Origin of the sequence: Algoriphagus persicinus, from assembly GCF_035156415.1 — a bacterium.
GTDB classification, from domain to species: Bacteria; Bacteroidota; Bacteroidia; order Cytophagales; family Cyclobacteriaceae; genus Algoriphagus; species Algoriphagus persicinus.
In genome coordinates, this window is sequence record NZ_JAYEEY010000002.1 from 36,054 (window position 1) to 60,524 (window position 24,471).

Here is a 24,471-nt window from a genome sequence, read left to right on the forward strand (position 1 = left end):
GTTTGAAAAACTTAGTATGGAAAACAGAATTTCATTACTAAGCTAGTGCTTTTTTGCAAAATTCAACGCACTTCTGTACCTCTTTTACAGCATCCGAACCCTCAGGTACTTGATACTCTAACTCAATGGTTGCCGGGAACTTATACTTATTTTTTGATATCAACTTCAGTAGCTCTTGGATAGGTGTGTCACCAGTACCCCAAATCAAGTTGCCTTTTCCATTTGCAGGTGTTTGGCGGTCCTTGGTGTGCATGCTTAGGATGCGGCTATGCTGCTTCTCTATCAGTGGGATAAGGTCAGTATTGCCAGCAGCAATGTAATGACCTGCATCCAGGTTTAATGCATTTCTCTTACTTTGCTCCAGAGCAGTATCCCAAAAGGTAAAGGTTTCCTGCTCGTGTCCATGATAGCCTACTGACATCTTATGCTTTTCACCCAACTTGCCTAATCTAAGCGTGTGGGCATCATTTGATGGGTGCTCCAGTGTGACATGTGTAGCACCAAGGGCCTTTGCTGCTGTCATTCCATAGGCAATTTCCTCGTCAGTCGCATTCATCCCAAAAGCATTTGGCTTGAAAGCATAAATACTTACTCCGGCATCATTATACATTTTTCGCATTTTCTCAAAGGGAGCAGTTCCTACTTTATTTCTCCATTCTGCAGCCACTTTTGCATAGGATTCAGCTTGCGCACTCATATCAGCTAGTTTTGCTTTCTCCTCAGTACTGAGTTCTTCACCCTTTCTTTGTTTGGACATAAGCGGATACATTTCCCGCATATTGACTGGATTTGTCGGCTTTCCGGCAAAAGACTCGGCTGGATCGCCCATGAGTTCTATAGCAGAAAGTCCAGAGTCTAGCACATATTGAAGTGTGGCTTCGGCACTCTGATCGGGCATGGATCTGAATGAGTAGGTAATGCATCCTATTTGTACACCATTGATGTATGAGTTTGGCTTATTGAGGGATGTGATGATAGCCGGAGCACCTTGCAGCCAGGAAGGAGCCAAAGCAAGTCCGCTCATACCAAGGGCTGATTTTATGAGAAATTCTCTTCTATTTTTCATGTGTTTATAATTTGTTTTTCAAATGCCATAACCTGTCCCGTGACGAAGGAAGCGGGATGGAATCTCGCATGGTTGATAATCATGCCACTGTGTGACGCTTTAGTCATGCTCGATTTCATGTGTTCTTTTGGGTTTGAGTTTAGTGAGTGACTTCAAATTAGTATTTACTTTCTCTTTTTTGCAAAAAAGTTTACTCATAATTTTATTTTGGGGCTGATTGGTCATATACTCGTTTGAAAATGAGTACAGAATTAAAAATACCACACAATGAATTATGCAGAGAGAAATATTGAAGCTAGAATATGCGGGGGAGACTTTCTCAGGGAACTCCAATTTATTACCTCCAGAAGTGGAGGGGCTGGTGGACAAAACGTCAACAAAGTGGAAACCAAGGTTCAGTTGAAATTTGATATCCCGAAATCCCGCAAGCTGAATGAGGGGGAAAAGACCTTGCTACTGGATAAGCTGAAATCAAAAACCGATCAGGAAGGAGTATTGCAGCTTCAGTCTCAGGAAAAGCGCTCACAGACTCAAAATAAGGAGTTGGTTATTCGAAAGTTTGAGGATTTGATGCGGAAAGCTTTTCATAAAAAACGCATTCGAAAAGCTACTAAGCCCAAGAAAGGAGCAATAGAAAAGCGGCTGAAAGCAAAGAAAAATCAGGCGGAAAAGAAAGCTAATCGAAGCTGGAAGGAATAGGGTTTAGTAAACAGTTTCAGTTTTTGGTCACAGTAGTCAGAATTTAAAATTCTTTTATAAGAAGCGTGTACTTTTTCGTAGAGTCAGGTTTGTAAATCTGAATGGGATAATTGCCACTTGGCTTCATTATTCTCAGAGAATATGTAGGCTTTGGATTTACGATAATATGAACATTATCTTGGTTTTGAAAAAGATTGGTTTCACCTAATTCAAGATCTAGAAACTCATCAAGATTATCGAATTTTTTGAAGTAAATCGTGTCATTCTGATGCCCTTTTATTGAGAAAGTGTCTTGAAAAGTATTAAGCCCTTGACTGCTGTCATAGGAGGGGAGACTCAAGTTAAAGTCATACTTTTTGGAACTTATATCCTGCGAAAATAATGACAAACTTGCCACACTGTTGATTAGGAAAAGAAAAATAAGTGCCTTCATCTCGAATGATATTTTAGTAAAAATTGATCTGATTGTGTGATTTAAGTGCTTTGTGATAGGTAACGGGAAATTTTAATCGTAAGTTTTTAGCATAGCATTTTTTAGACTAATGGGACACTCTTGTGTTCATCTTATGGGATATGTCTTTCAGCGCTTCGTCAAGTTCTTCTCCGGATGTTTTGAGGTGAGTGATCAATTCGATCTTTTCTGCAGATTCCAGATCCACGCCTTGCATTAACTCAATGATCCCAAGAATCCTTGCTAGTGGAGCTCTGACTAAGTGAGACTGGTCTGTGGCCAGTTCCCGAAGTTGCCTGTTTTTAGCTTCCAAAGAGTTTAAAAATGTTTCTTGATCTGTGATATTTTGAAACGCAGCTAAATAGCCAATCACTTCACCTTCTTTATTTTTAAGGGCAATTCCATATAACTTAACAATGATGGTATTTCCTTGTTTATCCTGTAGATATTTGTTGAAGATGAATCCTTTTTTTGCCCCGTTTTCGGCTATTTTTTCTAATTTCTCTCGATCCTGAACTACAAATTCTTGAGGGGTGAGGTCGATGATTTTTTTACCTATAATCTCTTTATCAGTATAGCCTATAATCTCTAAAATATTCGGACTGGTATAGGTGAAATAACCATTTTTATCAATTTTAAGAATTCCCAAATTAGGATTCGTAAATAGCAGCTCCAGTTCTTGTTTTCCTCCGTTGACCTTGTCATACAGTCTCTTGATCAAAAAGTATAGCAACCAACCCGTGACTAACACATAGAGGAAACCTTTGATCATCTGGAAACGGGACATCTCACTGATATCGTCGCTGAAAATGCTCGAGAGTAGTATATCACTGAAAAATATCCAGTTGATCCCCACTATTAGGTATATGACTGTGATCGCCCATGGTTTATTAATGGAAAAGCTTTTGGGTTTGTTCATGCTATATGCTTAGAGGCCATCCCTTTAAAAAAAAGATCGTCGCTTTTTTTTTACTAAGATTTATTAAGTTAAAAATTAATCCCTGTTAGTCAGTGTTTTTACAGAAGTCAACTGACTTTTTCATCAAGAATAGTTTGTGTGGTGTTACCTTCTCCAACTATAATGACATCAGCTAAGCCTATGAATAAACCGTGACAAACAATTCCGACTAGTTCATTTAGAGATTTCGAGAGGTAGTGAGGATCTTGTATGTGACCAAAGTCTGCATCGAGAATCCAATTGCCCTGATCAGTTACAAAAGCTTTGCCTTCTTTTTTACGAACAATACAAATTCCTCCTAACTCCTTGATCTGATTGCTCACAGAATTAGATGCAAATGGGATTACTTCTATAGGCAAGCTGAACGCTAGTCCAAGCTGTGTCACCTGTTTGCTGGAATCAGCGATAATTATCAGCTTTCGGCTCATGGAAGCCACGATCTTTTCCCTGAGTAATGCACCTCCGCCTCCTTTGATCAGTACCATGTCCTCCGTGAACTCATCCGCTCCATCTATGGTGACATCGATGTAATCCACGCTATTACTGTCGATGAGGGGGATATTGAGTGACTCAGCAAGTAGTTGCGTTTTAATGGAAGTTGGGATTGCTTTTATCTGTAAACCACGCTTTACAAGCTTGCCAATTTCATGGACAGCATAGTAAGTTGTGGAGCCGGTGCCAAGTCCAATCACTTGCTGATCCTGAATATAGGATACCGCTGCTATTGCGGCCAATTGCTTTTCATTTTCTACTATCAATTCGACAGGCAACATAATGGGTTTAAGATAGTTGTTGGTTCGTAATTTTGATCTTTTTATGTATTACTTCATACTCTCCAACCTCACCACCTCATTTTCCTGATCCACATAGATCATATTAGTTCCAGCTCCGGTATGGGAGAAGGCTGTTTTAGGTGCAGCTGGGATATCTTTTTGATCATAGTTCAAGAAGTAATTCATAAAGCCATAACCCGGATTGACAGGGGTAGAGGTTTTGGATTTTTCTATCCAGGAAGTAGGGATAAGTTGTTCGCCGTTCCACTTGCCACTATTCATCGTCAGGTAGCCGAATCTCGCCTGATCATAAGCAGAAAGCATCATTCCTCCTCCCCAGTGTGAACTGCCGCTGACCGATAATAATCATACCCTTTGTGTGTCACCTTTGACATGCCCGATTTCATAGTTTGATTTTAGTGAAAAAAATTGATTTAGTTGCCAAGGATTAAATTGATTATTAAAAGTAAGCTATATGATGAAAATGGATTTTCTGTTATTCTCACAAATCTCAATTTATTTACACGACTAAGTCGGTGGCAAAGTCCTGATACTGTGATAATGAAATATATCTCGCTAGTATTTGTCTTCGTCAGTTTGGGAAAAACCCAAACAATGCATTCAAGAATGGGTTAGCTTTTTAAGCGCTGTCAAAATTCATTCTTGTAGGCTTTTGAATATAGATTCTCAATACATGACATGAAAGATCAAAATATATATATTATCGGTGCTGGTGTGGCAGGTTTAGTAGCTGCTTTGGAACTTGAAAAATCCGGGTTTTCTCCGGTGATATTGGAATCCAGCAATGGGATAGGAGGCAGAATTAAAACTGATGAAGTGGATGGTTTCTTGATGGATCATGGCTTTCAGGTGTTATTGACAGCTTATCCTGAAGTAAAAAAATACCTGGATTTGGGTGCATTGAATCTTAAATATTTAGAACCGGGGGCAGTGATATTTGGAGCCAAGGATACCTTTATTATCGCTGATCCTCTTCGTAATCCGCTTAAAGTAGTGAGTATGGCATTTTCCCATGTAGGGAGTTTTTTGGATAAGGTCAAAATGTTCAACCTGACTCAAATGCTAAGGAATAAATCGATCGAAGACATCTTCAATGAGCCGTCCATTCCCACGCACATGTATTTGAATGAGTATGGATTTTCAGATCGAATTATCTCTAATTTTTTCAAGCCGTTTTTCCGGGGAATATTTTTGGAAAAAGACCTGAATACCTCTTCAAGAATGTTTGAGTTTGTCTTTAAAATGTTTTCCCAAGGAATGGGAGCTATACCAGAGAAAGGCATGATCGAGGTTCCGAATATGCTTAGAGGAAAATTGAGAAAAACACTATTTCTATTCAATACTAGGGTAGCTGAAGTACAGGGAAAGGAGATTGTTTTAGATAATGGGGAGACTTTACAAGCTGACCGTATCATTATAGCGACTCAGCCAGATAAGTTCATGAAGCAGTTGCAGGGACAATTTGCGCCATCCAGATCAGTGATTACTCTATATTTTTCCCTTCACAAATCGTTTATGAGCAGAGCCATGCTGGGTTTGATACCGGGAGAAAATCACCTGATAAACAACCTGGTCTTTATGACTGATGTGTCTTCAGCTTATTCTCAAAATGGAAGAGCGTTACTATGCGTTTCAATCCTAGATACTGACCTAAAAGAGAAGGAGTTGATTAAGACTGTACAAAGTGAATTGGAGTCAATATCACGTATCAATGCAGAGTACTTCAAATTTGTAAAATCCTATTACATCAGCTATGCGATCCCAACAGTAGAAGATGTGAAAAACAGTATCCCATTTACTGAATGTAAGATCGCCGATCATGTGTTCTTGGCGGGAGATTACTTGCTAAATGGCTCAATCAATGCTGCTATGACCTCTGGTAGAACAGCAGCTGAAGCAGTCGTGCATAGCTATCAGCCCATGTATTGAGGTTTTTTGGCCAGATAGTTCAATTTTCAAGTCTTGTTTCTCAGTGGAATTGATAAAAGTCATATTCTCCATCTTGCCGTATTTCCCTAACTTTGCGCCATGGAAAATACACCTCTTTGCCCTGCCTGTAATTCACCGTTTGGCTATGAATTGGACGATAAATTAATCTGTCCGGAATGCAGTTTTGAATGGAAAATAGGGGAAGTTATGGAAGAAGTAGCCGAAGGATTAGTGGTCAAAGATGCCAATGGAACTGTGTTGGCCGATGGTGATGCTGTGACAATCATAAAGGATTTGCAAGTGAAAGGAGCTCCCAAACCAATAAAGGCAGGGACGAAAGTAAAGAGTATTCGTCTGGTGGAAGGAGATCACAACATTGACTGTAAGATCGATAGTTTCGGATCAATGGCGCTGAAAAGCGAGTTTGTGAAGAAAGCTTAGGTATTTAATAGTTTGGATAGTTGATTTCAAACTATTGCTCGAAACCAGGTTCCGGAGCTGTATAATCATAGACAATTTCTCCGTCTTTGGAGCTAAAAACAAACTGGATATTTTTTTGCTGATATATTTCCGACCAATCCATATTTAGCTGATCACAAAAGGCGATAGAATCCAAGTGCAAGTTATTTATGGATTTCAAAATATCACCTTCTCTAATTCCAGCTAAGTATGCAGCAGAATTAGGCTTTATAAATGAGACTTCATGATTAATGGTTTGAAAATCCAATTTTCTTTTGAAATCAAGGTTTACATTTTCATACGGCTTAATATAAAATCTGTCTTTGACTAAGTCGATTACCACAACAGCTTTTTCGAGAAGTCCGGCACCTAAATTTGATACAAAATCAGTTTCAAACGTATTAACTGTCACATTTGAAAATATAGTTTCTCCTACGCGTAATCCCTCAGCCTCAAAAGAATAATTCTGCCTGTCCTGCTGTGAACCAAACAATCCTCTTGCTGTGAAAGAGTGGATTGTGTCAATGATAACATCTGGAGATAGCACATTGTCATCAATCATTTTCTCAAATGTCTTTTTACTCATATTGAAAAATCTATTTCCAGATCCAGTGTCAAACTGTACCAATTCTGCAGCTTTGGTACCGACGTGATATATTGGAATCAAAGGAGTTTTTTGTTGATCATGGTATTTTATTTCGACAAAATCGGGATAGTCATTTTCTAAAGAATTCAATGATTTAGCAATGGTCAATCCTTTATTTTTAAGATCGATTTCAATAACTTTTTTATCAAAAAATTCAAGACCTAAATATCCATCTAGATGAACATTACAGATCTCATACATATTACCAGGAGTTATTATAGATGTTTTAAGATTCCTGACTTTAATGTCTCCAACAGTTATTTCTGGAATAATGGTATGTGTCACAGAATCGGTATTGCCATAATAATCCATACCATGGTGCCAGCCGGTTGAGTCTAATCCTAGCCTTTTTGCTGCATTAGGTGAAATGACAGTAGTAGCTCCAGTATCAAATTGAAAAGTAAAGACTTCCCCATTGATTTCTACCGGGAGGAATATGGCATTTCTCACAACCTCAAATGGAACAACTACAGGTACATTCCTCACATATTTACTATAAAAAAACGCACTAACGAATAGTAAAACATTAGCTACAAAAAGTCTTTTTAGCATAGATTAGAAAAATCAGGAAGTAAATTTATGGTACTCATATCACGGCTTTAAATTAGCTGAATTTTTTTTCATTCCACGTTAGTAGAATCCGCAGCTGTGTAATCATATACAACTTCTCCTTCCTCTGATTCGAACACAAATTGGATGTTTTTTTGTAAATAGAATTCATGCCAATCGATTTTTAGCTGGTCACATTCTGACAAAGAGTCCAGTTTCAAATTATTCGCCGATTTCAAAACATGACCTAGTCTTACACCTGCTTGGTACGCATTCGATGAGTCAGCGAGCTGCACTACTTTATAATTTTGGAACTGGAAATCCAAACGATAGCTGTAATCCAAAACTGATTTTTCGTAGGGTTTGATATAAAAATCATCCTTTACCAAATCAAGAACTACCACTGCTTTGGCTAGAATTTTTGGGCCAATAATTGACTTTTTATTAGGAGAATCATACGTTTCCACAATCAAGTTTTTGAACTTTGTGTTTGATAAAGTTAATTCAGGTAAGTGGAATCTATAATTTATGGTGTCTCTTTGCTTTCCAAATGCTCCATACCCATAATTGATTGTTAATGTGTCTCTTATTGACTTATTGCTAATAGTACTGTCTTCGATCATTTTTAAAAATGAATTTTTTCCCATTCTCAAAAGGTCATTTATTGCTCCAGTATCGAAAAGGGCAATAACTGTTTCACTTGAATCAGAATAGGTGATCGGGATATAGGGCCGTTTGTTCCCACTGAAAAAAGTTATTTCTAATGGTCTTCCAAAATCTTCCTTTAAATAAGAAATATCACTTGCTACTGTTAACTCGTTATTTGCTAAATCAATTTTGACTACTTTTCCTTTAAAGAATTCCAGACCTAAAACACCATCGAGTTCTATTCCGCAGGAAATAAAGTTTTCAGGAAGAGTAATTATAGAAACTTCCAGATTTTGATTAGCTAGAGAAGCTAATTTTAGTTCTGATAATGTTGTCTTAGATACAATTGAACTGTTTCCGTAAAAATCGAACCCGTAATTGCTACCGGTTGCTTTAATATTCAATTTTTCTTTAAGCTTTGAAGAAATTACAGTTCCAGCTCCTGTGTCGAACAGAAAAGTGTATGTTTCACCTTCGATTTCTACTTTAAAAAGTATAGAATTTCTGATCACCTCAAATGGAATTACCACAGGTACATTTTTTACATATTTACTGTAAAAAAATGCACCAACTGCCAGTAAAATAATAGCTACAAAAAGTATTTTATTCATAAAAATATAATTTAAAAAAGCAGTGAAAAGTTACGATTGATTGAACTTCTCACAGCTTATTATTAGCTGAATGCTAATTACTTACCAATTGGTGTCTCATCTACTTTCACATCACCTGCTACATACTGAAGTGCATCCAGGAAGTAGGCAAGAATTGCCGAGTTCTCGAAGCTTTGCGCATTGTGTGAAGTGGAAATATACATCGCTCTTCCTTTGCCGTCTTTTCGGATCCAGGACACATAAGTTTTACCTGAAGTCTTCTCCTGACCTTTTCTCTGACCTTCGATTTCAGCATTGTTAAAGTAAGTCAATGGATGAAAATCCAATTCATCATAAGCATTCTTGAAGAAGTAAGGCTCGTCCACGTGATTATATCCCTCAGCAGGAAGTGACTGTACCAAAGGGTGCTTTGGATCCACCAATCTTACCTGAAATGCCTGCTGCTTGGTATGGTAGTCAAAGCTACCGCCGGTCAGTTTAGAGAATTCCATAGAGTTATTCAGCATGGTATTTCCTCCATGCACTATGAGAATTCCTCCTCCTTTTTTCACATACTGAATAATATTGTTTTCCAGTTTCTCTGCCTTTGCCCATACAGCGGCACTATCCATGGAAGTGTCCTCCCTGAAAACATCTACGAAGAGACTTCTATAGTCACCCTTGGCGTTGGTATTGTTGAATACCACAGCATCAAATTCCTTGAGATTATTCTTCTCCATCATCGCGATGTCAGTACTGGTAGTCACATCAAATGCGCCACTTTTATCAGCAAGAATGTTAATCATCGCTTGAGTATGTGGATTTACCCAATGCCAAAAGCCAGTGTGCAATGAAAATACGAGGATTTTCTTTTTTTTCTTGAATGGGAAATTAGTCTTTTCTGGTGCCAATTCGGTAATCTTATCTTTCCAAGCTTGATCCAAGGGAATCTCTTTTGGGTTTTGCGCAAGGGCAAAATTGACACTGACTAGGAAAACGATTCCGTAGATAATAATCTTGTTCATGAGGTAATTGGATGAATGGGATATTCGATAATTTAGAATTCTATATCTTTAGAATCCGATCCCAATAACCTGAATTTTATATGATATTCAAAAGAATTTTCTGTGTGCCAGTCATTTACTTGTGTTTTGTGGTGCTGGTATATGGGCAAAAAGTAGCGTTAAAAGAGACCGCCAGCGGAATTGATTTCGTAATTGATAATCAGCCTGTTTTGACATACCAAACGGTTGTGGAAGACGTACCGGAAGGCATCAAAAAAGATTTCGCAAAATCTGGATTTATTCATCCGCTAAGATCCCCATCAGGCCAAATTCTAACTAGAATTCAACCAAAAGATCATTATCATCATTATGGAATATGGGGTCCTTGGACCCGCGCAACCATCAGTGGGAGAGAGGTTGACTTTTGGAATCTGGGTGATCAAAAAGGTCGAGTGGATTTTTCACACGTTCTTTCTAAAAAGGAAGCTGGCGGTGCAGCCGAACTTAACGTTCGTCAAAATCATCTCGATTTAAAAGCTCCCCAATCTGAGCGAATTGCAATTGAAGAAGATCTACGCATCAAAGTAAAACCTGCGGATAAAGGCCGATATATGGTTGACTACACCACAACGATTGAGACAAAAATCCCAGGAGGGATCTTGTTGGACGACTACCGTTACGGTGGCGGAATAGGTTTTCGCGCTACTGAGAAATGGGGTTCAGACAATAGTACTATTCTGACTTCAGAAGGCGATGCAAGAAAAACTGCCGATGGTTCAAATGCCCGATGGATCATAGTGCAGGGAGAAACTGATGATGTGTCTGGTGAAAGTGGTATCTTATTCTTAAGTCATAATACAAATAAGTCACATCCTGAGCCCCTACGCGTATGGCCAGAGAACAACTACAATGGAATCGGTAATGTATTTATTGAATTCACACCGATCAGACATGATTCTTGGGAGCTCCAGCCCAACCAAAGATATACGCTTAAATACAGAATGATTGTCTTCGATGGTGAGATGACTGCTGATGAAGCGGACGCATATTGGAAGGCTTTTGTGAAATAAGCAATTAGTATCAGTTTTCAATATCAATTGGTTTAATTGGAACATTGATAAATTAATCACCTAATTGGATTTTATAAACCCACTGCTAAATAACCCTTATGAATATGAAAAGAAGAGAATTTATTAAAAATAGCGCCCTTGCCAGTGCTGCAATCGGATTTCCAACGATTGTGCCAGCTTCAGTTTTTGGGAAAAATGCCCCAAGTAATAAAATCAATATAGGTCAAATCGGCTGTGGTAGAATTGCTCGTGATCATGATTTGCCTGGTGTAATGCGCCATGATATAGCTCGAGTAATTGCAGTCTCAGATTTGGATAGCAATCGCATGGCTGATGGTAAAAAACTAGTTGAGGAATACTACACTAAGAAAATGGGTAAAGCATATCTAGACGTAACCCAATACGCTGACTATAAGGATATGCTTCAGAATAAAGACATTGATGCTATAGTAATAAGTACTCCTGATCACTGGCACTCTCAGCCCGCGATGGAAGCCTCTTTGGCTGGCAAGCACGTATATGTGCAAAAGCCAACTTCATTGACAATTCGCGAGGGGAGACAGTTAGTTGATGCAGTGAAAAAAGCAGGAACAGTACTTCAGCTTGGTACGCAGCAGAGATCCAGTGAGCAATTTAGAATTGCTGCCGAACTAGTGAGAAATGGTAGAATCGGTAAGCTTCACACCGTGAAAGTAGGTCTCCCAGGAGATCCCGCTGGTCCAGATGCTCCAGCGATGCCAGTTCCTTCCAGCTTGAATTATGACATGTGGTTGGGATCTACTCCTGAAGTTCCTTATACAGAAATAGGCGTGCATCCACAGCAAGGTTATGGCCGACCGGGATGGTTGAGGTTAGAACAGTATGGTGCAGGTATGATTACAGGCTGGGGCCAGCATCACTATGATTCTGCCGCTTGGGGAATGGATACTGAGTTGACAGGTCCTAGATATATACAAGCAGTGGCTGAGTTTCCTCAGTCAGGACTTTGGAATGTACATGGCGACTTCTACGCAAAAGCTGAATATGACAATGGTGTCATGATGTACACAGGTGGTGGCTATCCGAATGGCATACGCTATGAAGGTACAGAAGGATGGATTTGGGTATCTAGAGGCAGCTATGTAGCTTCTACTTCTGATCCGGTAGCCCAAGGCAATAGTGCTAAGGCATTGGATGCATCGGATCCTAAAATCTTGCAATCTGTAATAGGTCCTGATGAAATACAATTGATCAAAAGTGATGAGCATCATGGCAATTGGCTGGGAGCTATTCAAGGAAATAATGAATTACTTTCTCCGGTAGAAATCGGTCATCGTTCTTGCTCAGTTTGTCTTTTGACGCACATTTCTATGAAGCTTGGAAGAAAGCTAGAGTGGGATGCCAAAGCAGAGCAATTTATTAACGACCCAGAAGCTAACTCCATGTTGGAAAGACCACAGCGAGCCCCTTATGGTACTAATTATGTGAAAGTTTAATAAACTAATATTTTGAAAAATACTGCTCTAGTAGCTATTGCGGCGGGATTATTACTTTCCTGCGAAAATAAAGAACGTGTGAGTCAAGCACCTGAATCCAAGTCAGAGATTACGATAATGTCCCTGGATCCCGGGCATTTTCACGCAGGCCTGATTCACAAATCCATGTATCCTCAGGTGGATTCTACTGTCTATGTTTTTGCTCCGGAAGGAGCCGAACTGAAAGACTATATGAACCGTCTCTCTGGCTACAACAATCGAGATGATGATCCTACTACCTGGAATTTGCAGGTAAGTATAGGGGATGATTACTTGGAGAAAATGATTTCTACCAAGCCCGGCAATGTCATGATGGTTGCCGGAAAAAATGATCGCAAGATAGATTACATCACCACCGCTATTTCAAACGGAATAAACGTGTATGCAGATAAGCCTTTGGTGATCGATAAAGTTGGGTTTCAAAAACTTATTAAGGCTTTTGAAGAAGCTGGGCAAAAGGATCTCTTACTCTATGATATCATGACGGAGCGTTTTGAGATCAGTACGATTTTGCAAAAAGAGCTTTCTATGGTTCCCGCTGTTTTCGGTGAACTGGAGAAAGGAACGCTGGAAAATCCTGCTATTACCAAGGAGTCGGTACATCATTTCTTCAAGTACGTTTCCGGTAATCCTTTGATTAGACCGGACTGGTTTTTTGATACCGATATTGAAGGCACAGGTATTGTGGATGTGACTACTCACTTGGTTGATTTGATCCAGTGGGAAGCTTTTCCAGGTGTTACGCTAGATACAGCAGATGTGCAGATGCAGACGGCCAGGCTTTGGTCTACTGACTTGGATTTGGATCAGTTCAAGCTGGTTACTGGTCAAGCTGAGTTTCCTGATTTCCTAATGAAAAACGTTTCAAACAATAAGTTGAGCGTGAATAGCAACGGGGAAATGAATTATACTCTGAAAGGGGTGCATTCTAAAGTAAGTGTAATCTGGAATTATCAGGCGCCAGAAGGGGCTGCAGATACCCATTACAGCATGATGCGTGGCACCAAAGCTAACCTGATTATCCAGCAAGGTGAGGCTGAGAATTATGTAGCAACGCTATATGTAGAACTTCTGGATGGTCAGGATGAAACTTTAGTTTCTCAGATCAAAACGGATTTACAAGGACGTTTTCCTGGCTTGGATTTAGAGAAAATCAGCGATGGAAAGTATAAAGTCCTTATTCCTGATACATATCATAATGGCCACGAAGCTCACTTTGCCCAGGTCACAGAAAAGTATCTGGAGTATTTATCCCAAGGCAATATACCCTTATGGGAAGTTCCCAATATGATTGTAAAATACTTTACTACTACAGAGGCTTTGGTAAAAGCGGAAGAAAAGTAATGGAATGTTGAACAGGATCACCAATTAATAGGTTGGTTAGTTAATCTCTTACTTATGGAATTAACTGATCAGCCTATTTCTGTGTCCAAACCTACAGTAGCCATTGCTGGAGCAGGTGGCTATGTGGGAAGGTGGTTTATTTATCATTTCAGGCACAAATACAATATCATAGCGCTAAGTAGGAAGAAGGTGAAGGATAATCCCTATCCGGAAGTGACTTGGAAACAGGTAGAACTGTATTCCATTTCCAGCACGGTTGAAGTATTAAAAGGGGTAGATACTGCCATTTATTTAGTGCATTCCATGAATGCCTCCACCCGTTTGAATCAAGGGAGTTTCGAAGATACCGACTTGCTGTTAGCCGATAATTTTAGCCGGGCTGCACATTTAAATAAAGTAAAGCAGATCATATATTTGGGAGGATTACTTCCAAAGGAAACTGGCAAAACTTTATCCAGACATCTTAAAAGTCGTCTAGAAGTGGAGCAATCCTTAGGAGCAAGATCAGCAAAACTTACTGCCATTCGCGCCTCGATCATTGTTGGGCCTGGAGGCTCGTCTTTTGACATGATCAAGAATTTGGTGAAAAATCTGCCAGTGCTGATGTGTCCAAAATGGACTGAATCTTTAACCCAGCCTATTTCTTTACGGGATACCTTGAATATTATTGATACCTGCGTTGTTAATGAAAAGGTCTATGGGAAGGTGATAGAAATAGGAAATCCTGAAGTGATCTCTTATCGAAATATGCTAGAATTGACTGCCAAGGCTTTGGGGAAAAAGCGATTGGTTTTTTCAGTTCCGGTTTTTTCTCTTGGTCTATCCAAGCTTTGGGTTGGTTTTTTTGGCGAATCACCACCTCAATTGGTTTCTCCCTTGGTAGAGAGTCTAAAACATACCTTGACAGTTTCTGATGAATTGAAGTTTTCAGAAAAGCACATGGACTACCTTTCTTATGAGGAATCAGTTAGGGAAGCTCTGGATTCAACTATAGTTCCGCAGTTGCCTAGTTTTTATCTCTTAGATAAGGTGAAGAATACGGTTAGGAGTATACAACGTATGGAAAACCCTAATGGTCATTCTGCGAGTTGGGTGGCTCAGCGTTACAATATCTGGCTTCCTACTTTTTTTAAGTTTTGGATTAATGGAGAAATGCTAGACAGTGGCGAAATTGTTTTTTATATGCTTTGGAGCAAAAAACCAATGCTACAATTGACGATGATACCAGACCGAAGTGAGGAAAACCGGCAGTTATTTTACATCTCGGGTGGTTGGCTCGTTAAGAGATTTGATCATGGCTGGTTGGAGTTTCGGGGCGTATTGGAGAATAGATATATCATTTCTGCCATTCATGAGTTTGTGCCGAGATTGCCATGGCTTATCTACGTAAATACCCAAGCTAGAATTCACCTGTGGGTAATGAACAGATTTAAGAAATATTTAAAGAATCGACTGAATTAAGGCAAAGGATATTTACTTTTAACGTATTGCATACCGAAAATCTAAATTTTTAAAAAGATGAAAAACATAAGCTTCAAAAACGGGGATAAACTGCCAATTGTTGGATTAGGGACTTGGAAAAGTAAGCCAGGAGAAGTTTCTCAGGCTGTTTTTTGGGCCATAGAGGCGGGCTATAGACACATAGACTGTGCGGCAGTTTATCAGAATGAAAATGAAGTAGGAGAAGGGATTGCCAAAGCGATTGCTGAAGGAATGGTATCACGTGAAGAACTATTTGTGACTTCCAAGCTTTGGAACAATTCACATAAGAAAGAGCAGGTTCTTCCGGCATTGAAAAAATCACTTGTTGATTTGAAATTGGATTACGTGGATCTTTATTTGATGCATTGGCCAATTGCTTTTAAGGCTGAAGTGGGATTTCCGAAAGATAGAGAGGACTTCTATACCTATGAGGAAGTGTCTATTGGGGAAACTTGGAAAGCAATGCAAGAATTAAAAGAAATGAAACTTGCTAGGCATATAGGGGTATCTAATTTCAACCAGAATAAGTTAAATGAGCTGTTCGAAGTAGGCGGTCAAAAACCCGAAATGAATCAAGTGGAAATGCAGCCTTATTTGCCTCAGGAAAAGTTGGTGGATTTTTGCAAAGAGAATGGTATGCTCATGACAGCCTATTCACCCTTAGGCTCTCCCGACTCGAGAGCTGAAAAACACAGCGGTGATCCAAAGCTCCTCATTGATCCGATTATCCTAGAGATTGCTAATAAACACAATGTGTCAGCCGGACAAATCCTGATCGCCTGGTCAATTGCCAGAGATATAGCCGTAATCCCTAAATCGGTAAATCGAGGTAGAATTTCTGAGAACTTAGCTTCCACTAAAATCAATCTTGATGCTCATGATTTGATGGAGCTCAGAGATATAGGGATCAGTCACAGGTTTGTAGATGGCTCCTTATTCACAGGAGAAAATAGTCCTTATGAACCATCAGATTTATTTGACCAATTCTGATTTTCATATAAAATCCAATCAAAAAAGCTATCGGGTCGATCCCAATAGCCTTTTTGTATATACACTAGAGCCAATTAATCTTCTAATTCCAGAGCTTCTAGAATATCCGCTAGTTCTTCGAAGTCTTTGAGACCAGGTTTGATTTCCTTACCTCCAGTGAGAGAGATACCATATAGGTTTAGCTCTTCGGTTAGCTCGTGAACGTTGTCGGCTGTAATTCCTACTCCCAAGATAACCCTACAATTCTCACTTATCAGTTTGATGGCGTTTATGTCGTCTTCATCCAGTTCCTCGTGTGATGAGGTGATATGAAAAATGATTCTAGACTCATTTAGCTTTTCAGCTACTGGTATTTCAATGTGCCGAACTTCAGCTAAATCCATTTTATACATCAGTCCGTAGCCCTTTCCTTCTAGTTCGGTAAGTGTTTCAATTCTATCATGTTCTATCCATTTTACGGCAGGATATTCGGGCAGTGTTTCTAGGATCTCAAGTGAGTTATAGGAGGAGAATTCACCCACAAATTCAAGACCTGAAAGCCATCCGGTGATTTCATTGAATTGAGTAGGACTGATGAATTTTTCAGATTCTTTTTCGAGGGAGAAACCTAACAAATCCACATACATTCCGGCGCAATACCTGGCATCAGAGAGATTGGTGATACCGCTTATTTTTACAAAAGTGCTTAAAGACATGATCAAATTATGAATCTGCTAAGTTAAACAGGATGATCGGCTAGAAAAAAGTATTTCGAAACAGTATCAGCTTATCCTTACCTGATAATTGAGAAAATACTTGTAGTTTTAGTCATTGCAAGGTAATATGATTAGACGGCTGCCCTTTATTTTGATTTTAGCGCTTACGCTTTTTTCTTCTTGTGATCGAGAAATAGAAGAAGGGCAAGTTGATCTTGCTTACACTTTTCAGCCTTTGGAAATCGGGTTATTTTGGATCTACGAAGTAGATCAAACCACCTATTTTGGAGAAAATGATGCTGAGCAGGGGCTATTTTATTACAAAGACCGTATCAGGAGTTTTTATACAAATGCGGAAGGCGAGCAGGTTTTTATCGTGCAGCGTACCAAATCCTCAGATCAGACAGCCTGGAACACCATCTTAGAATATACACTTATACAGCGCAAGCAGTCCCTTGTAAGAACTATTGGAAATCAAGCATTAGTGATCTTGGTTTTCCCTCCTAGAGATGGGCAGATTTGGGATGGAAATGCATACAGAGCTGAATTGGAAGATGATTTTGAGTTAACCTATTCCGGGAATTCCATTCGTGTCAATCAGGAGGAAAGTGACGATGAGGTGACTTTTAGAGATATTCGTTATGAAGTGTATGAAAAGGAAGTAGGAATGGTTGAAAAGTACGATGAAGTTTTGACTTATTGTTCAAGAAATGATTGCCTTGGTGATATGCTGATTGATTCTGGTTTTAAGGTTCACATGAAGTTGACAGACTATGGGAAGGATTAAGGTGCTGGCTTGCCTACTTATTGGCCTACTAGCTTTCTCCGCTAATGTATCAGCACAGGATCGCTATGCTGTGTTTTATAAATATAAGCCTCAAGAAAGTTTATCGCTTGAGCAACCGACTGAATTTTTAAGTCAAAAAGCACTGGATCGTAGAATCAGAGAAGGTGTGTCACCTGATAGTTTAGACTTTCCTGTTTCACAGAAATATGTGGATGAGGTTAATGAGAAGTCGGATTATATATTGTATTCCAGCAAATGGTTTAATGCTAGCTTACTGGTATCTGACGAGACTCGTGTCAAAGAATTAGAAGCTTTGCCTTTTGTAGAGCGTGTAGTGCTCGTTGGTAGAGGCTTTATTCCAAATCCAAATTCCAGATTTGGTAAAAGGGCCTATGTTTCTGTAACTAATAAGCTACGCTCTCCCACTAGTGACAACAGTCGTGTTTTAGCCACAAATGAAGAAACGTACGATTTCCAGAATTCCTTACTCGGCCTAGATAAAATGCATGAAGAAGGCTATACCGGAAAAGGTGTGACCATCGCAGTTTTCGATGCTGGCTTTCCCGGAGCCGATGTAGCCAGTTCTTTGGCTCATCTACAAAGCAATGGACAGATCATCGGTACAAGAGATTTTGTAAGGCCTTGGAATCAAAATGTATATTCAGACAATCAACATGGCACAAATGTACTTTCACTGATCGCTTCTAATGAGCCAGGAAAAATGGTCGCAGGTGCCCCTGATGCAGCCTATATCCTTGCAATGACCGAAGAAATCGCTACTGAATACTGGGTAGAAGAATATAACTGGGTTCGTGCAGCCGAATATGCAGACAGCCTAGGCACAGACATCATTAGCAGTTCTGTTGGATATTGGGATTTTGACGACCCTACCATGAACTATACCGTAGCGGATTTGGATGGGGAAACCACCATTATTGCCCGAGGAGCAAGTATTGCCGCCAGTAAGGGGATTCTAGTAGTTAACAGTGCCGGCAATTATGGTCCAGCCGCATCAACTCTTACTTCACCTGCCGATGCTCAAGGTATCCTTGCTATAGGATCTGTCACTAGAGAATTGACTGTTTCTGGCTTTAGTTCACGTGGTCCAACTGGAGATGGTAGACTAAAGCCAGATTTAGCAGCATTTGGCGAGGGGACAGCCTTGATTCGATCCAATGGAGAGGTAGGTTATGCTAATGGTACTTCATTTTCCGCCCCACAGATAGCGGCTTTAGCGGCGGGACTCTGGGAAGCCAAACCGGAATGGACAAAAGATAAATTAATAGAAAGCCTTCTGAATAGTGGATCTCAAGCTGATGAACCTGATAATCTATTAGGCTATGGTGTTCCTAATTTCTTTGACGCATTTTATGGAGAAATACTAGCCGTAGAAGATAATACTGAAGTATTTGCTTGGAAAGTTTACCCTAACCCTATTCTTGGCGATGAATTGAATATTTACTTTGGAAATAGCCTGAGTGCAGAATTTTCACTTATTGACTTCAGTGGGCGATTATTGGAAATGGCAACACTCAAAAGAGCCACAGTCAAAGATCCTTTCCGAATTCTTTTGCAGGGAATAAAGCCCGGCTATTATCTGATTCAAATGCAAGACCAAGCATTGATCAAGCAAAGCAAATTAATAAGGCAGTAAGGATTAGCTGGCTGATTATTAGTTTAGCTTTTCACAATATTTAAAAAACGCACATGTCTCCATTAATAGCACCTTCCATACTATCAGCTGATTTTGCAAATCTCCAAAGAGAAGTAGAAACGCTCAACTCCTCAGCTGCAGATTATATTCACGTGGATATAATGGACGGCGTATTTGTTCCGAATATTTCCTTTGGCATTCCGGTGACTGAGGCTATACAGCGATACGCAAAAAAGCCCCTGGACGTACACTTGATGATAGTGAATCCTGATAATTACTTGGATGCTTTTAGAAATGCAGGAGCAGAGGTGATCTCAGTTCATTACGAGGCATGTACTCATTTGCACCGAACCTTGCAGGCTATTCACAATCTTGGAGCCACAGCAGGTGTCGCGATCAATCCTCATACACCTGTAGAACTGTTGTCGGATGTAATACAGGATATAGATATGGTGTGTGTGATGTCTGTGAATCCAGGATTTGGAGGGCAGAAGTTTATAGAAAACACCTATTCCAAGGTGTCTCGATTGAAGGATTTGATTCTTGCTAAGGGAGCCAAAACAAAAATTGAAATTGATGGGGGAGTGAATCTTGAAAATGCCCCAAAACTGTTGGCTGCAGGTGCGGATGTATTCGTAGCGGGTAGTTTTGTGTTCAATTCCGCAGATCCTATTCATACGATCCATGAACTAAAATCCATTAGGATGGTTTAACCTATTACCTTACCATTTATCATAAAATACCTTAAAATGGGCAGTTATTTCTTGATTTATTGGCTTTAGGGTTCTTTATTGGAGATTATACAGAAATTAAAATCAGATAGAATATGAAAAAAGTATTGCTTTTCGGATCGTTATTCGCGTTCCTAGGGCTTGCTGCTTACGCACAAGATGAGGAGAAAGTCACAGATGAAGACTTGGCTAAATATGCTAATGTAGAGGTGACATTTGATAATTACGTAAATGCAAAAACGGAAGAATTGAAGGCTATGATCTTGGAAAATGAGATTTTTCAAGGTGGTGGAAGATATAATGAAATCAAGGCTGCATGGGGAGATGAGGCTAAAATGACAGAAGCCAAAGTGACAGAGGAAGAAATAGCTGCCTTCGAAGAAGTAAAGGAATTTCAAGGCTCTCTACAGGGAGTTTTGAAAGAATATAAAACGGGTTTGATCATGGATGAGGAGATATTAGGAGCGGGTACTTACAATAAAGTATTGGCAGCTACTAAAGAAGATCCAGCTGTAAAAGAGAAACTAGACAGTATGATTGCTGAAATGAAAGCTAAGCAAGAAGCTGAGAAAGAAGATGTTCCTGAGCCTACAGACGGAAATTAGGATTTAATTCAAGTTATTATGAAAATGCCTCCCAATTGGGGGGCATTTTTTTTTAATTTCACACCAAGAGTTTCAAGCCTTCGTTTATATAAGTATGAATTTCAAAAAGCTACCCCTTTCCATTATTCTGTGTTTTGTTCTCACAGCTGTGTTTGCACAGGATGACGATATTTTTGGGATATCCCAGAAAGCCAAAAGCCCTAAAAGTGAGTCTGGCCTAGGCAATGTTGCTAGGAACGTATTGGAAATGTTCAGTGTAGAGCTTTCTGGAGGTGGTGCCTATCAGCAATTTGGTACTAGCTTTTATTCAGAAACACCAGCTCTTTACCCTTTTTCTCGCTATCAAAATTTAGAAGGGGATCCTTTGGATATTTCTGAAGAAAATCCGCTTGATATGACAGGTGGAGATTGGGTATTTCCAAACTGGAACGGTGGAATGAGAATTAACCTTTTCAATCTTTTGACTATTGGTGGAGGTTTTGGTCAGGAATGGGGGAACCTAGCTCCGATGCAAGGCGGAGATTATCAGTTTGATTTTGAAGGTGCCACTTACCAGGTGAACAAACTCTACGGTACTGTGGGACTCGTGCTTTATGATGCCAATAGAAGACGTGCCTTTCTCAATTGGAGGTATAGAAATTACTCTTCTTCCAATCTTTACATGATGTCGGAACTTAAGCAGAGAGCAAGACAGAATTATCCATGGAGATTTGTGTTTGAAGCAGAATTTGGAAAACTGACACTGAAGAATGCTTATGATGCAGCATTAGACGATGGACCAGATGCTTATGTACCGAGACTAGCAGTGTCAGATAAGAATTATTACGGCTTAGGTCTGAGAATAGAGCGTGACTTCTCTGAGTACACCAAGATGTTTGTCAAAGGAGGAGCGGATTTCCGTAAATTCACCTATGCAGCATCGGATTTTTCGGAGGTTCAGGATTTGGATCAAAAAGTTTATGCAATGCAAGTGGGTTTTGCGGTTCGATTTCCAGGAACCAAGCGATGCAAAATCGTCGGTTGCGGAGTCGTGATGAAGCATATGCACAATGGAATTGAGTACAGAGGAAGCGGGATTTTCAATTTTCAAGACAGGAAAGTCGGGCAGTGGTACTAAAGTCTTGATTATCCTCTTTGGTCTTTGTAATCTCTTTTCAAAACCAGTCTGTTTTTACTATCTTGCAGCCTTAATCGACCCCGTGAATAGCATTATATGGCTCAAGGAGAAAACGAGAACATCATACCCATTAATATTGAAGAGGAAATGCGTGGTGCCTACATCGATTATTCGATGTCGGTTATTGTTTCCAGAGCACTTCCTGATGTCCGTGACGGACTGAAGCCAGTTCACCGCAGAATCCTTTTTGGAATGCAGGAACTGGGAGTATTACATAACAAATCACATAAGAAATCTGCCAGAATTGTCGGTGAAGTACTTGGTAAGTATCACCCACACGGTGATTCTGCCGTGTACGAAACGATGGTTCGTATGGCGCAGCCTTGGTCTTTGAGATATCCTTTGGTGGATGGTCAGGGTAACTTTGGTTCTGTCGATGGAGATAATCCTGCAGCGATGCGATATACCGAAGCTAGACTGAAGCGTATCGCAGAGGAGCTTTTGGTGGATATCAATAAGGAGACTGTGGATTTCCAATTCAACTTCGATGATTCCCTCAAGGAGCCGATCGTATTGCCCGCCAAAGTACCAGCACTTCTATTGAATGGAGCTTCAGGAATTGCGGTAGGTATGGCTACAAATATGGCACCGCACAATCTGGGTGAAGTTATTGACGGTATTGTTGCATACATTGACAATAACGAAATCACTATTGCCGAATTGATGGAGCACATCATAGCTCCTGATTTCCCAACTGGCGGTATCATCTATGGTTATAATGGAGTGAAAGCTGCCTTTGAAACCGGTAGAGGTAGAGTGGTGATGCGCGGTAAAGCCAACGTGGAAATCAAAGATGGGGGTAGCAAGGAGATGATTATCATCACCGAGATTCCATATATGGTGAACAAGGCCAATATGGTAGAGAAAACCGCCGCGTTGATCAATGAAAAGAAAATCGATGGTATCTCTGCCATTCGCGATGAGTCTGATCGCTCAGGAATGCGGATTGTATATGAATTGAAGCGTGACGCTATATCCAGCGTAGTCTTAAATAACCTGTATAAGCATACTCAGCTACAGACTTCATTCTCTGTAAATAATGTGGCACTTGTCAAAGGCAGACCACAGACGCTGAATCTGAAGGATATGATCGTTCACTATGTCAATCACCGCCATGAAGTAGTGATTCGAAGAACGGAGTATGAATTAAGAGAAGCAGAAAAGAGAGCGCATATCCTCCAAGGTTATTTGATCGCATTGGATCATTTAGATGAAGTGATTTCTTTGATTAGAAGTTCTGCTGATCCGGAGACCGCTAGAAATGGTTTGATGGAGCGGTTTGAATTAAGTGAAATTCAGGCAAGAGCCATCCTCGACATGAGGTTGCAGCGATTGACTGGAATGGAGCGAGACAAAATTATCAATGAATATCAAGAGATCATGGCCTTGATCGAAGAGCTCAAAGAAATACTCGGCAACGAAGAGAAAAGAATGGAAATCATCAAAGAAGAGCTTTCAGAAATGAGAACTCGCTATGCTGATGACCGAAGAACTGAGATCGAGCATAATGCGGAAGATTTCAGCTATGAAGATATGATTCCAAATGAGGAGGTGATTATCACCGTATCTCATGAAGGATATGTTAAGCGTACTGCGCTTACAGAATATAGGACACAAGGTAGAGGTGGAATAGGGTCGCGCGGTGTGAGTACCAAGCAGGATGATTTCACAGAATATTTGTTTACTGCGTCCACCCATAATTACCTGTTGATATTTACAGATAAAGGGAAGTTATTTTGGTTGAAAACCTATGCTATTCCAGAAGGATCCAAGACTTCTAAAGGAAGACCGATTCAGAACTTAATTAGCATTGAACAGGATGATAGAATCCGTTCTATTATTCAGGTGGCAGATTTGAATGATCAGGATTATCTGAACAATCATTTCTTGGTGATGGTGACCAAGCAAGGCGTTATCAAAAAGACTACACTAGAACAGTATAGCCGTCCAAGAACCAATGGTATCATCGCCTTGAACATCCGGGAGGATGACCAATTGGTCAATGTGGAAATGACAAATGGCAGTCAGCATATAGTGATAGCGGCTAAATCCGGCAGAGCTATTCACTTCAATGAAACAGCAGTAAGGCCAATGGGGCGAACTGCTACAGGGGTGCGAGCTATCAGGTTAAATGATGATAAGGATTATGTGATTGGCATGGTATGTGCATCCGAGGAGAATGCAACGTTGCTGGTAGTTTCCGAAAAAGGTTACGGGAAGCGCTCTAAACTCGACGAATACAGAATCACCAATCGTGGAGGCAAAGGAGTAAAAGCAATGAGCGTGACTGAGAAAACAGGTCCGCTGGTCGCCATCAAAGAAGTAGTAGAAACAGACGATTTGATGATCATCAACAGGTCAGGAATCACCATTCGTATTTCTGTGGATGGGCTTCGTATCATGGGAAGAGCTACTCAAGGAGTAAGATTGATTAAAATCGGGGATCATGACGAGATTTCCTCCGTCGAGAAAATATCAAAAGAAGAAGTGGAAGCATTGGAAGATGCAACACTTGATACGGGTGAAAATCCTGAAATAACTACTGATGAATCCAAAACTGACGAAGCTGAGGATTCTTCAGATGAGTCAAATGAAATTAACGAATAACCAACCAAACACGAAAAATACG

24 protein-coding genes are annotated in these 24,471 nt (G+C 40.0%); 14 read left to right on the forward strand and 10 right to left on the reverse strand.

Translation table 11 applies throughout. From position 1 onward, the window contains the following. Positions 1-37 precede the first annotated feature (37 nt). On the reverse strand, positions 38-1,066 hold the full coding sequence (locus U3A58_RS01840) for a sugar phosphate isomerase/epimerase family protein (protein ID WP_323821676.1): 1,029 nt from the start codon (positions 1,064-1,066) through the stop codon (positions 38-40). Beyond that, positions 1,063-1,185, reverse strand: coding sequence for a hypothetical protein (locus tag U3A58_RS01845; RefSeq protein WP_323821677.1), 123 nt, complete (start codon positions 1,183-1,185; stop codon positions 1,063-1,065). Before U3A58_RS01845 ends, U3A58_RS01840 begins: the two co-directional genes overlap by 4 nt. 148 nt (positions 1,186-1,333) lie before the next feature. Here U3A58_RS01845 and arfB point away from each other — a divergent pair, with 148 nt between their 5' ends. Then, on the forward strand, positions 1,334-1,765 hold the full coding sequence (gene arfB / locus U3A58_RS01850; RefSeq protein ID WP_323821678.1) for an alternative ribosome rescue aminoacyl-tRNA hydrolase ArfB: 432 nt from the start codon (positions 1,334-1,336) through the stop codon (positions 1,763-1,765). A gap of 43 nt (positions 1,766-1,808) precedes the next feature. Here arfB and U3A58_RS01855 read toward each other — a convergent pair whose 3' ends face one another. From U3A58_RS01855 to U3A58_RS01870, 4 genes are all read right to left on the reverse strand, one after another. Continuing rightward, positions 1,809-2,198: a hypothetical protein gene (locus U3A58_RS01855; protein ID WP_323821679.1), complete on the reverse strand. Its 390-nt coding sequence runs from the start codon at positions 2,196-2,198 to the stop codon at positions 1,809-1,811. Positions 2,199-2,304: 106 nt separating this feature from the next. Continuing rightward, on the reverse strand, positions 2,305-3,135 hold the full coding sequence (locus U3A58_RS01860; protein ID WP_323821680.1) for a PAS domain S-box protein: 831 nt from the start codon (positions 3,133-3,135) through the stop codon (positions 2,305-2,307). A gap of 107 nt (positions 3,136-3,242) precedes the next feature. After that, the gene (rpiA, locus tag U3A58_RS01865) at positions 3,243-3,947 is read right to left on the reverse strand and encodes a ribose-5-phosphate isomerase RpiA (RefSeq protein ID WP_323821681.1); all 705 of its coding nucleotides are present in this window, start codon (positions 3,945-3,947) and stop codon (positions 3,243-3,245) included. 48 nt (positions 3,948-3,995) lie between these two features. Beyond that, on the reverse strand, positions 3,996-4,274 hold the full coding sequence (locus tag U3A58_RS01870; protein WP_323821682.1) for a serine hydrolase domain-containing protein: 279 nt from the start codon (positions 4,272-4,274) through the stop codon (positions 3,996-3,998). Positions 4,275-4,646: 372 nt separating this feature from the next. Here U3A58_RS01870 and U3A58_RS01875 point away from each other — a divergent pair, with 372 nt between their 5' ends. Further along, a complete protein-coding gene (locus U3A58_RS01875; RefSeq protein WP_323821683.1) occupies positions 4,647-5,897 on the forward strand; it encodes a protoporphyrinogen/coproporphyrinogen oxidase in 1,251 nt (416 codons plus the stop codon). A 99-nt stretch (positions 5,898-5,996) separates the two neighbouring features. Further along, complete coding sequence (locus U3A58_RS01880) at positions 5,997-6,338, forward strand: zinc ribbon domain-containing protein YjdM (RefSeq protein ID WP_323821684.1); 342 nt, start codon at positions 5,997-5,999, stop codon at positions 6,336-6,338. A gap of 31 nt (positions 6,339-6,369) precedes the next feature. Here U3A58_RS01880 and U3A58_RS01885 read toward each other — a convergent pair whose 3' ends face one another. From U3A58_RS01885 to U3A58_RS01895, 3 genes are all read right to left on the reverse strand, one after another. Beyond that, entirely contained in the window at positions 6,370-7,554 is a 1,185-nt protein-coding gene (locus U3A58_RS01885) for an aspartyl protease family protein (protein ID WP_323821685.1), read from the reverse strand. Positions 7,555-7,622: 68 nt separating this feature from the next. Next, the gene (locus U3A58_RS01890; protein ID WP_323821686.1) at positions 7,623-8,810 is read right to left on the reverse strand and encodes a retropepsin-like aspartic protease; all 1,188 of its coding nucleotides are present in this window, start codon (positions 8,808-8,810) and stop codon (positions 7,623-7,625) included. Positions 8,811-8,887: 77 nt separating this feature from the next. After that, positions 8,888-9,814, reverse strand: coding sequence for a ThuA domain-containing protein (locus U3A58_RS01895; RefSeq protein ID WP_323821687.1), 927 nt, complete (start codon positions 9,812-9,814; stop codon positions 8,888-8,890). 80 nt (positions 9,815-9,894) lie between these two features. Here U3A58_RS01895 and U3A58_RS01900 point away from each other — a divergent pair, with 80 nt between their 5' ends. The 5 genes from U3A58_RS01900 to U3A58_RS01920 all read left to right on the forward strand — a co-directional run bounded on the left by U3A58_RS01900 (position 9,895) and on the right by U3A58_RS01920 (position 16,193). Next, positions 9,895-10,863 carry a DUF6807 domain-containing protein gene (locus U3A58_RS01900; protein ID WP_323821688.1) on the forward strand — a complete coding sequence of 323 codons (969 nt, stop codon included), beginning with the start codon at positions 9,895-9,897 and terminating at the stop codon, positions 10,861-10,863. Between the two features lie 104 nt (positions 10,864-10,967). Beyond that, positions 10,968-12,338, forward strand: a complete 1,371-nt coding sequence (locus U3A58_RS01905) for a Gfo/Idh/MocA family protein (RefSeq protein ID WP_323821689.1) — start codon at positions 10,968-10,970, stop codon at positions 12,336-12,338. Between the two features lie 9 nt (positions 12,339-12,347). Beyond that, a complete protein-coding gene (locus tag U3A58_RS01910; RefSeq protein WP_416377274.1) occupies positions 12,348-13,721 on the forward strand; it encodes a putative oxidoreductase C-terminal domain-containing protein in 1,374 nt (457 codons plus the stop codon). A gap of 54 nt (positions 13,722-13,775) precedes the next feature. Beyond that, positions 13,776-15,182: a Rossmann-fold NAD(P)-binding domain-containing protein gene (locus U3A58_RS01915; protein ID WP_323821691.1), complete on the forward strand. Its 1,407-nt coding sequence runs from the start codon at positions 13,776-13,778 to the stop codon at positions 15,180-15,182. Positions 15,183-15,239: 57 nt separating this feature from the next. Then, a complete protein-coding gene (locus tag U3A58_RS01920; protein ID WP_323821692.1) occupies positions 15,240-16,193 on the forward strand; it encodes an aldo/keto reductase in 954 nt (317 codons plus the stop codon). A 74-nt stretch (positions 16,194-16,267) separates the two neighbouring features. Here U3A58_RS01920 and trpF read toward each other — a convergent pair whose 3' ends face one another. Continuing rightward, positions 16,268-16,888, reverse strand: a complete 621-nt coding sequence (gene trpF / locus U3A58_RS01925) for a phosphoribosylanthranilate isomerase (protein WP_323821693.1) — start codon at positions 16,886-16,888, stop codon at positions 16,268-16,270. A 127-nt stretch (positions 16,889-17,015) separates the two neighbouring features. Here trpF and U3A58_RS01930 point away from each other — a divergent pair, with 127 nt between their 5' ends. The 6 genes from U3A58_RS01930 to gyrA all read left to right on the forward strand — a co-directional run bounded on the left by U3A58_RS01930 (position 17,016) and on the right by gyrA (position 24,449). Continuing rightward, positions 17,016-17,675 (forward strand): hypothetical protein, encoded by a 660-nt coding sequence (locus tag U3A58_RS01930; RefSeq protein WP_323821694.1) that lies wholly within the window; start codon positions 17,016-17,018, stop codon positions 17,673-17,675. After that, a complete protein-coding gene (locus U3A58_RS01935; protein ID WP_323821695.1) occupies positions 17,662-19,329 on the forward strand; it encodes a S8 family serine peptidase in 1,668 nt (555 codons plus the stop codon). Before U3A58_RS01930 ends, U3A58_RS01935 begins: the two co-directional genes overlap by 14 nt. Before the next feature lie 53 nt (positions 19,330-19,382). After that, complete coding sequence (rpe, locus tag U3A58_RS01940; protein ID WP_323821696.1) at positions 19,383-20,042, forward strand: ribulose-phosphate 3-epimerase; 660 nt, start codon at positions 19,383-19,385, stop codon at positions 20,040-20,042. 113 nt (positions 20,043-20,155) lie between these two features. Further along, positions 20,156-20,665: a hypothetical protein gene (locus tag U3A58_RS01945; protein ID WP_323821697.1), complete on the forward strand. Its 510-nt coding sequence runs from the start codon at positions 20,156-20,158 to the stop codon at positions 20,663-20,665. A gap of 94 nt (positions 20,666-20,759) precedes the next feature. Then, the gene (locus U3A58_RS01950) at positions 20,760-21,782 is read left to right on the forward strand and encodes a hypothetical protein (protein ID WP_323821698.1); all 1,023 of its coding nucleotides are present in this window, start codon (positions 20,760-20,762) and stop codon (positions 21,780-21,782) included. A gap of 96 nt (positions 21,783-21,878) precedes the next feature. Continuing rightward, positions 21,879-24,449, forward strand: coding sequence for a DNA gyrase subunit A (gene gyrA / locus U3A58_RS01955; RefSeq protein WP_323821699.1), 2,571 nt, complete (start codon positions 21,879-21,881; stop codon positions 24,447-24,449). Positions 24,450-24,471 lie beyond the last annotated feature (22 nt).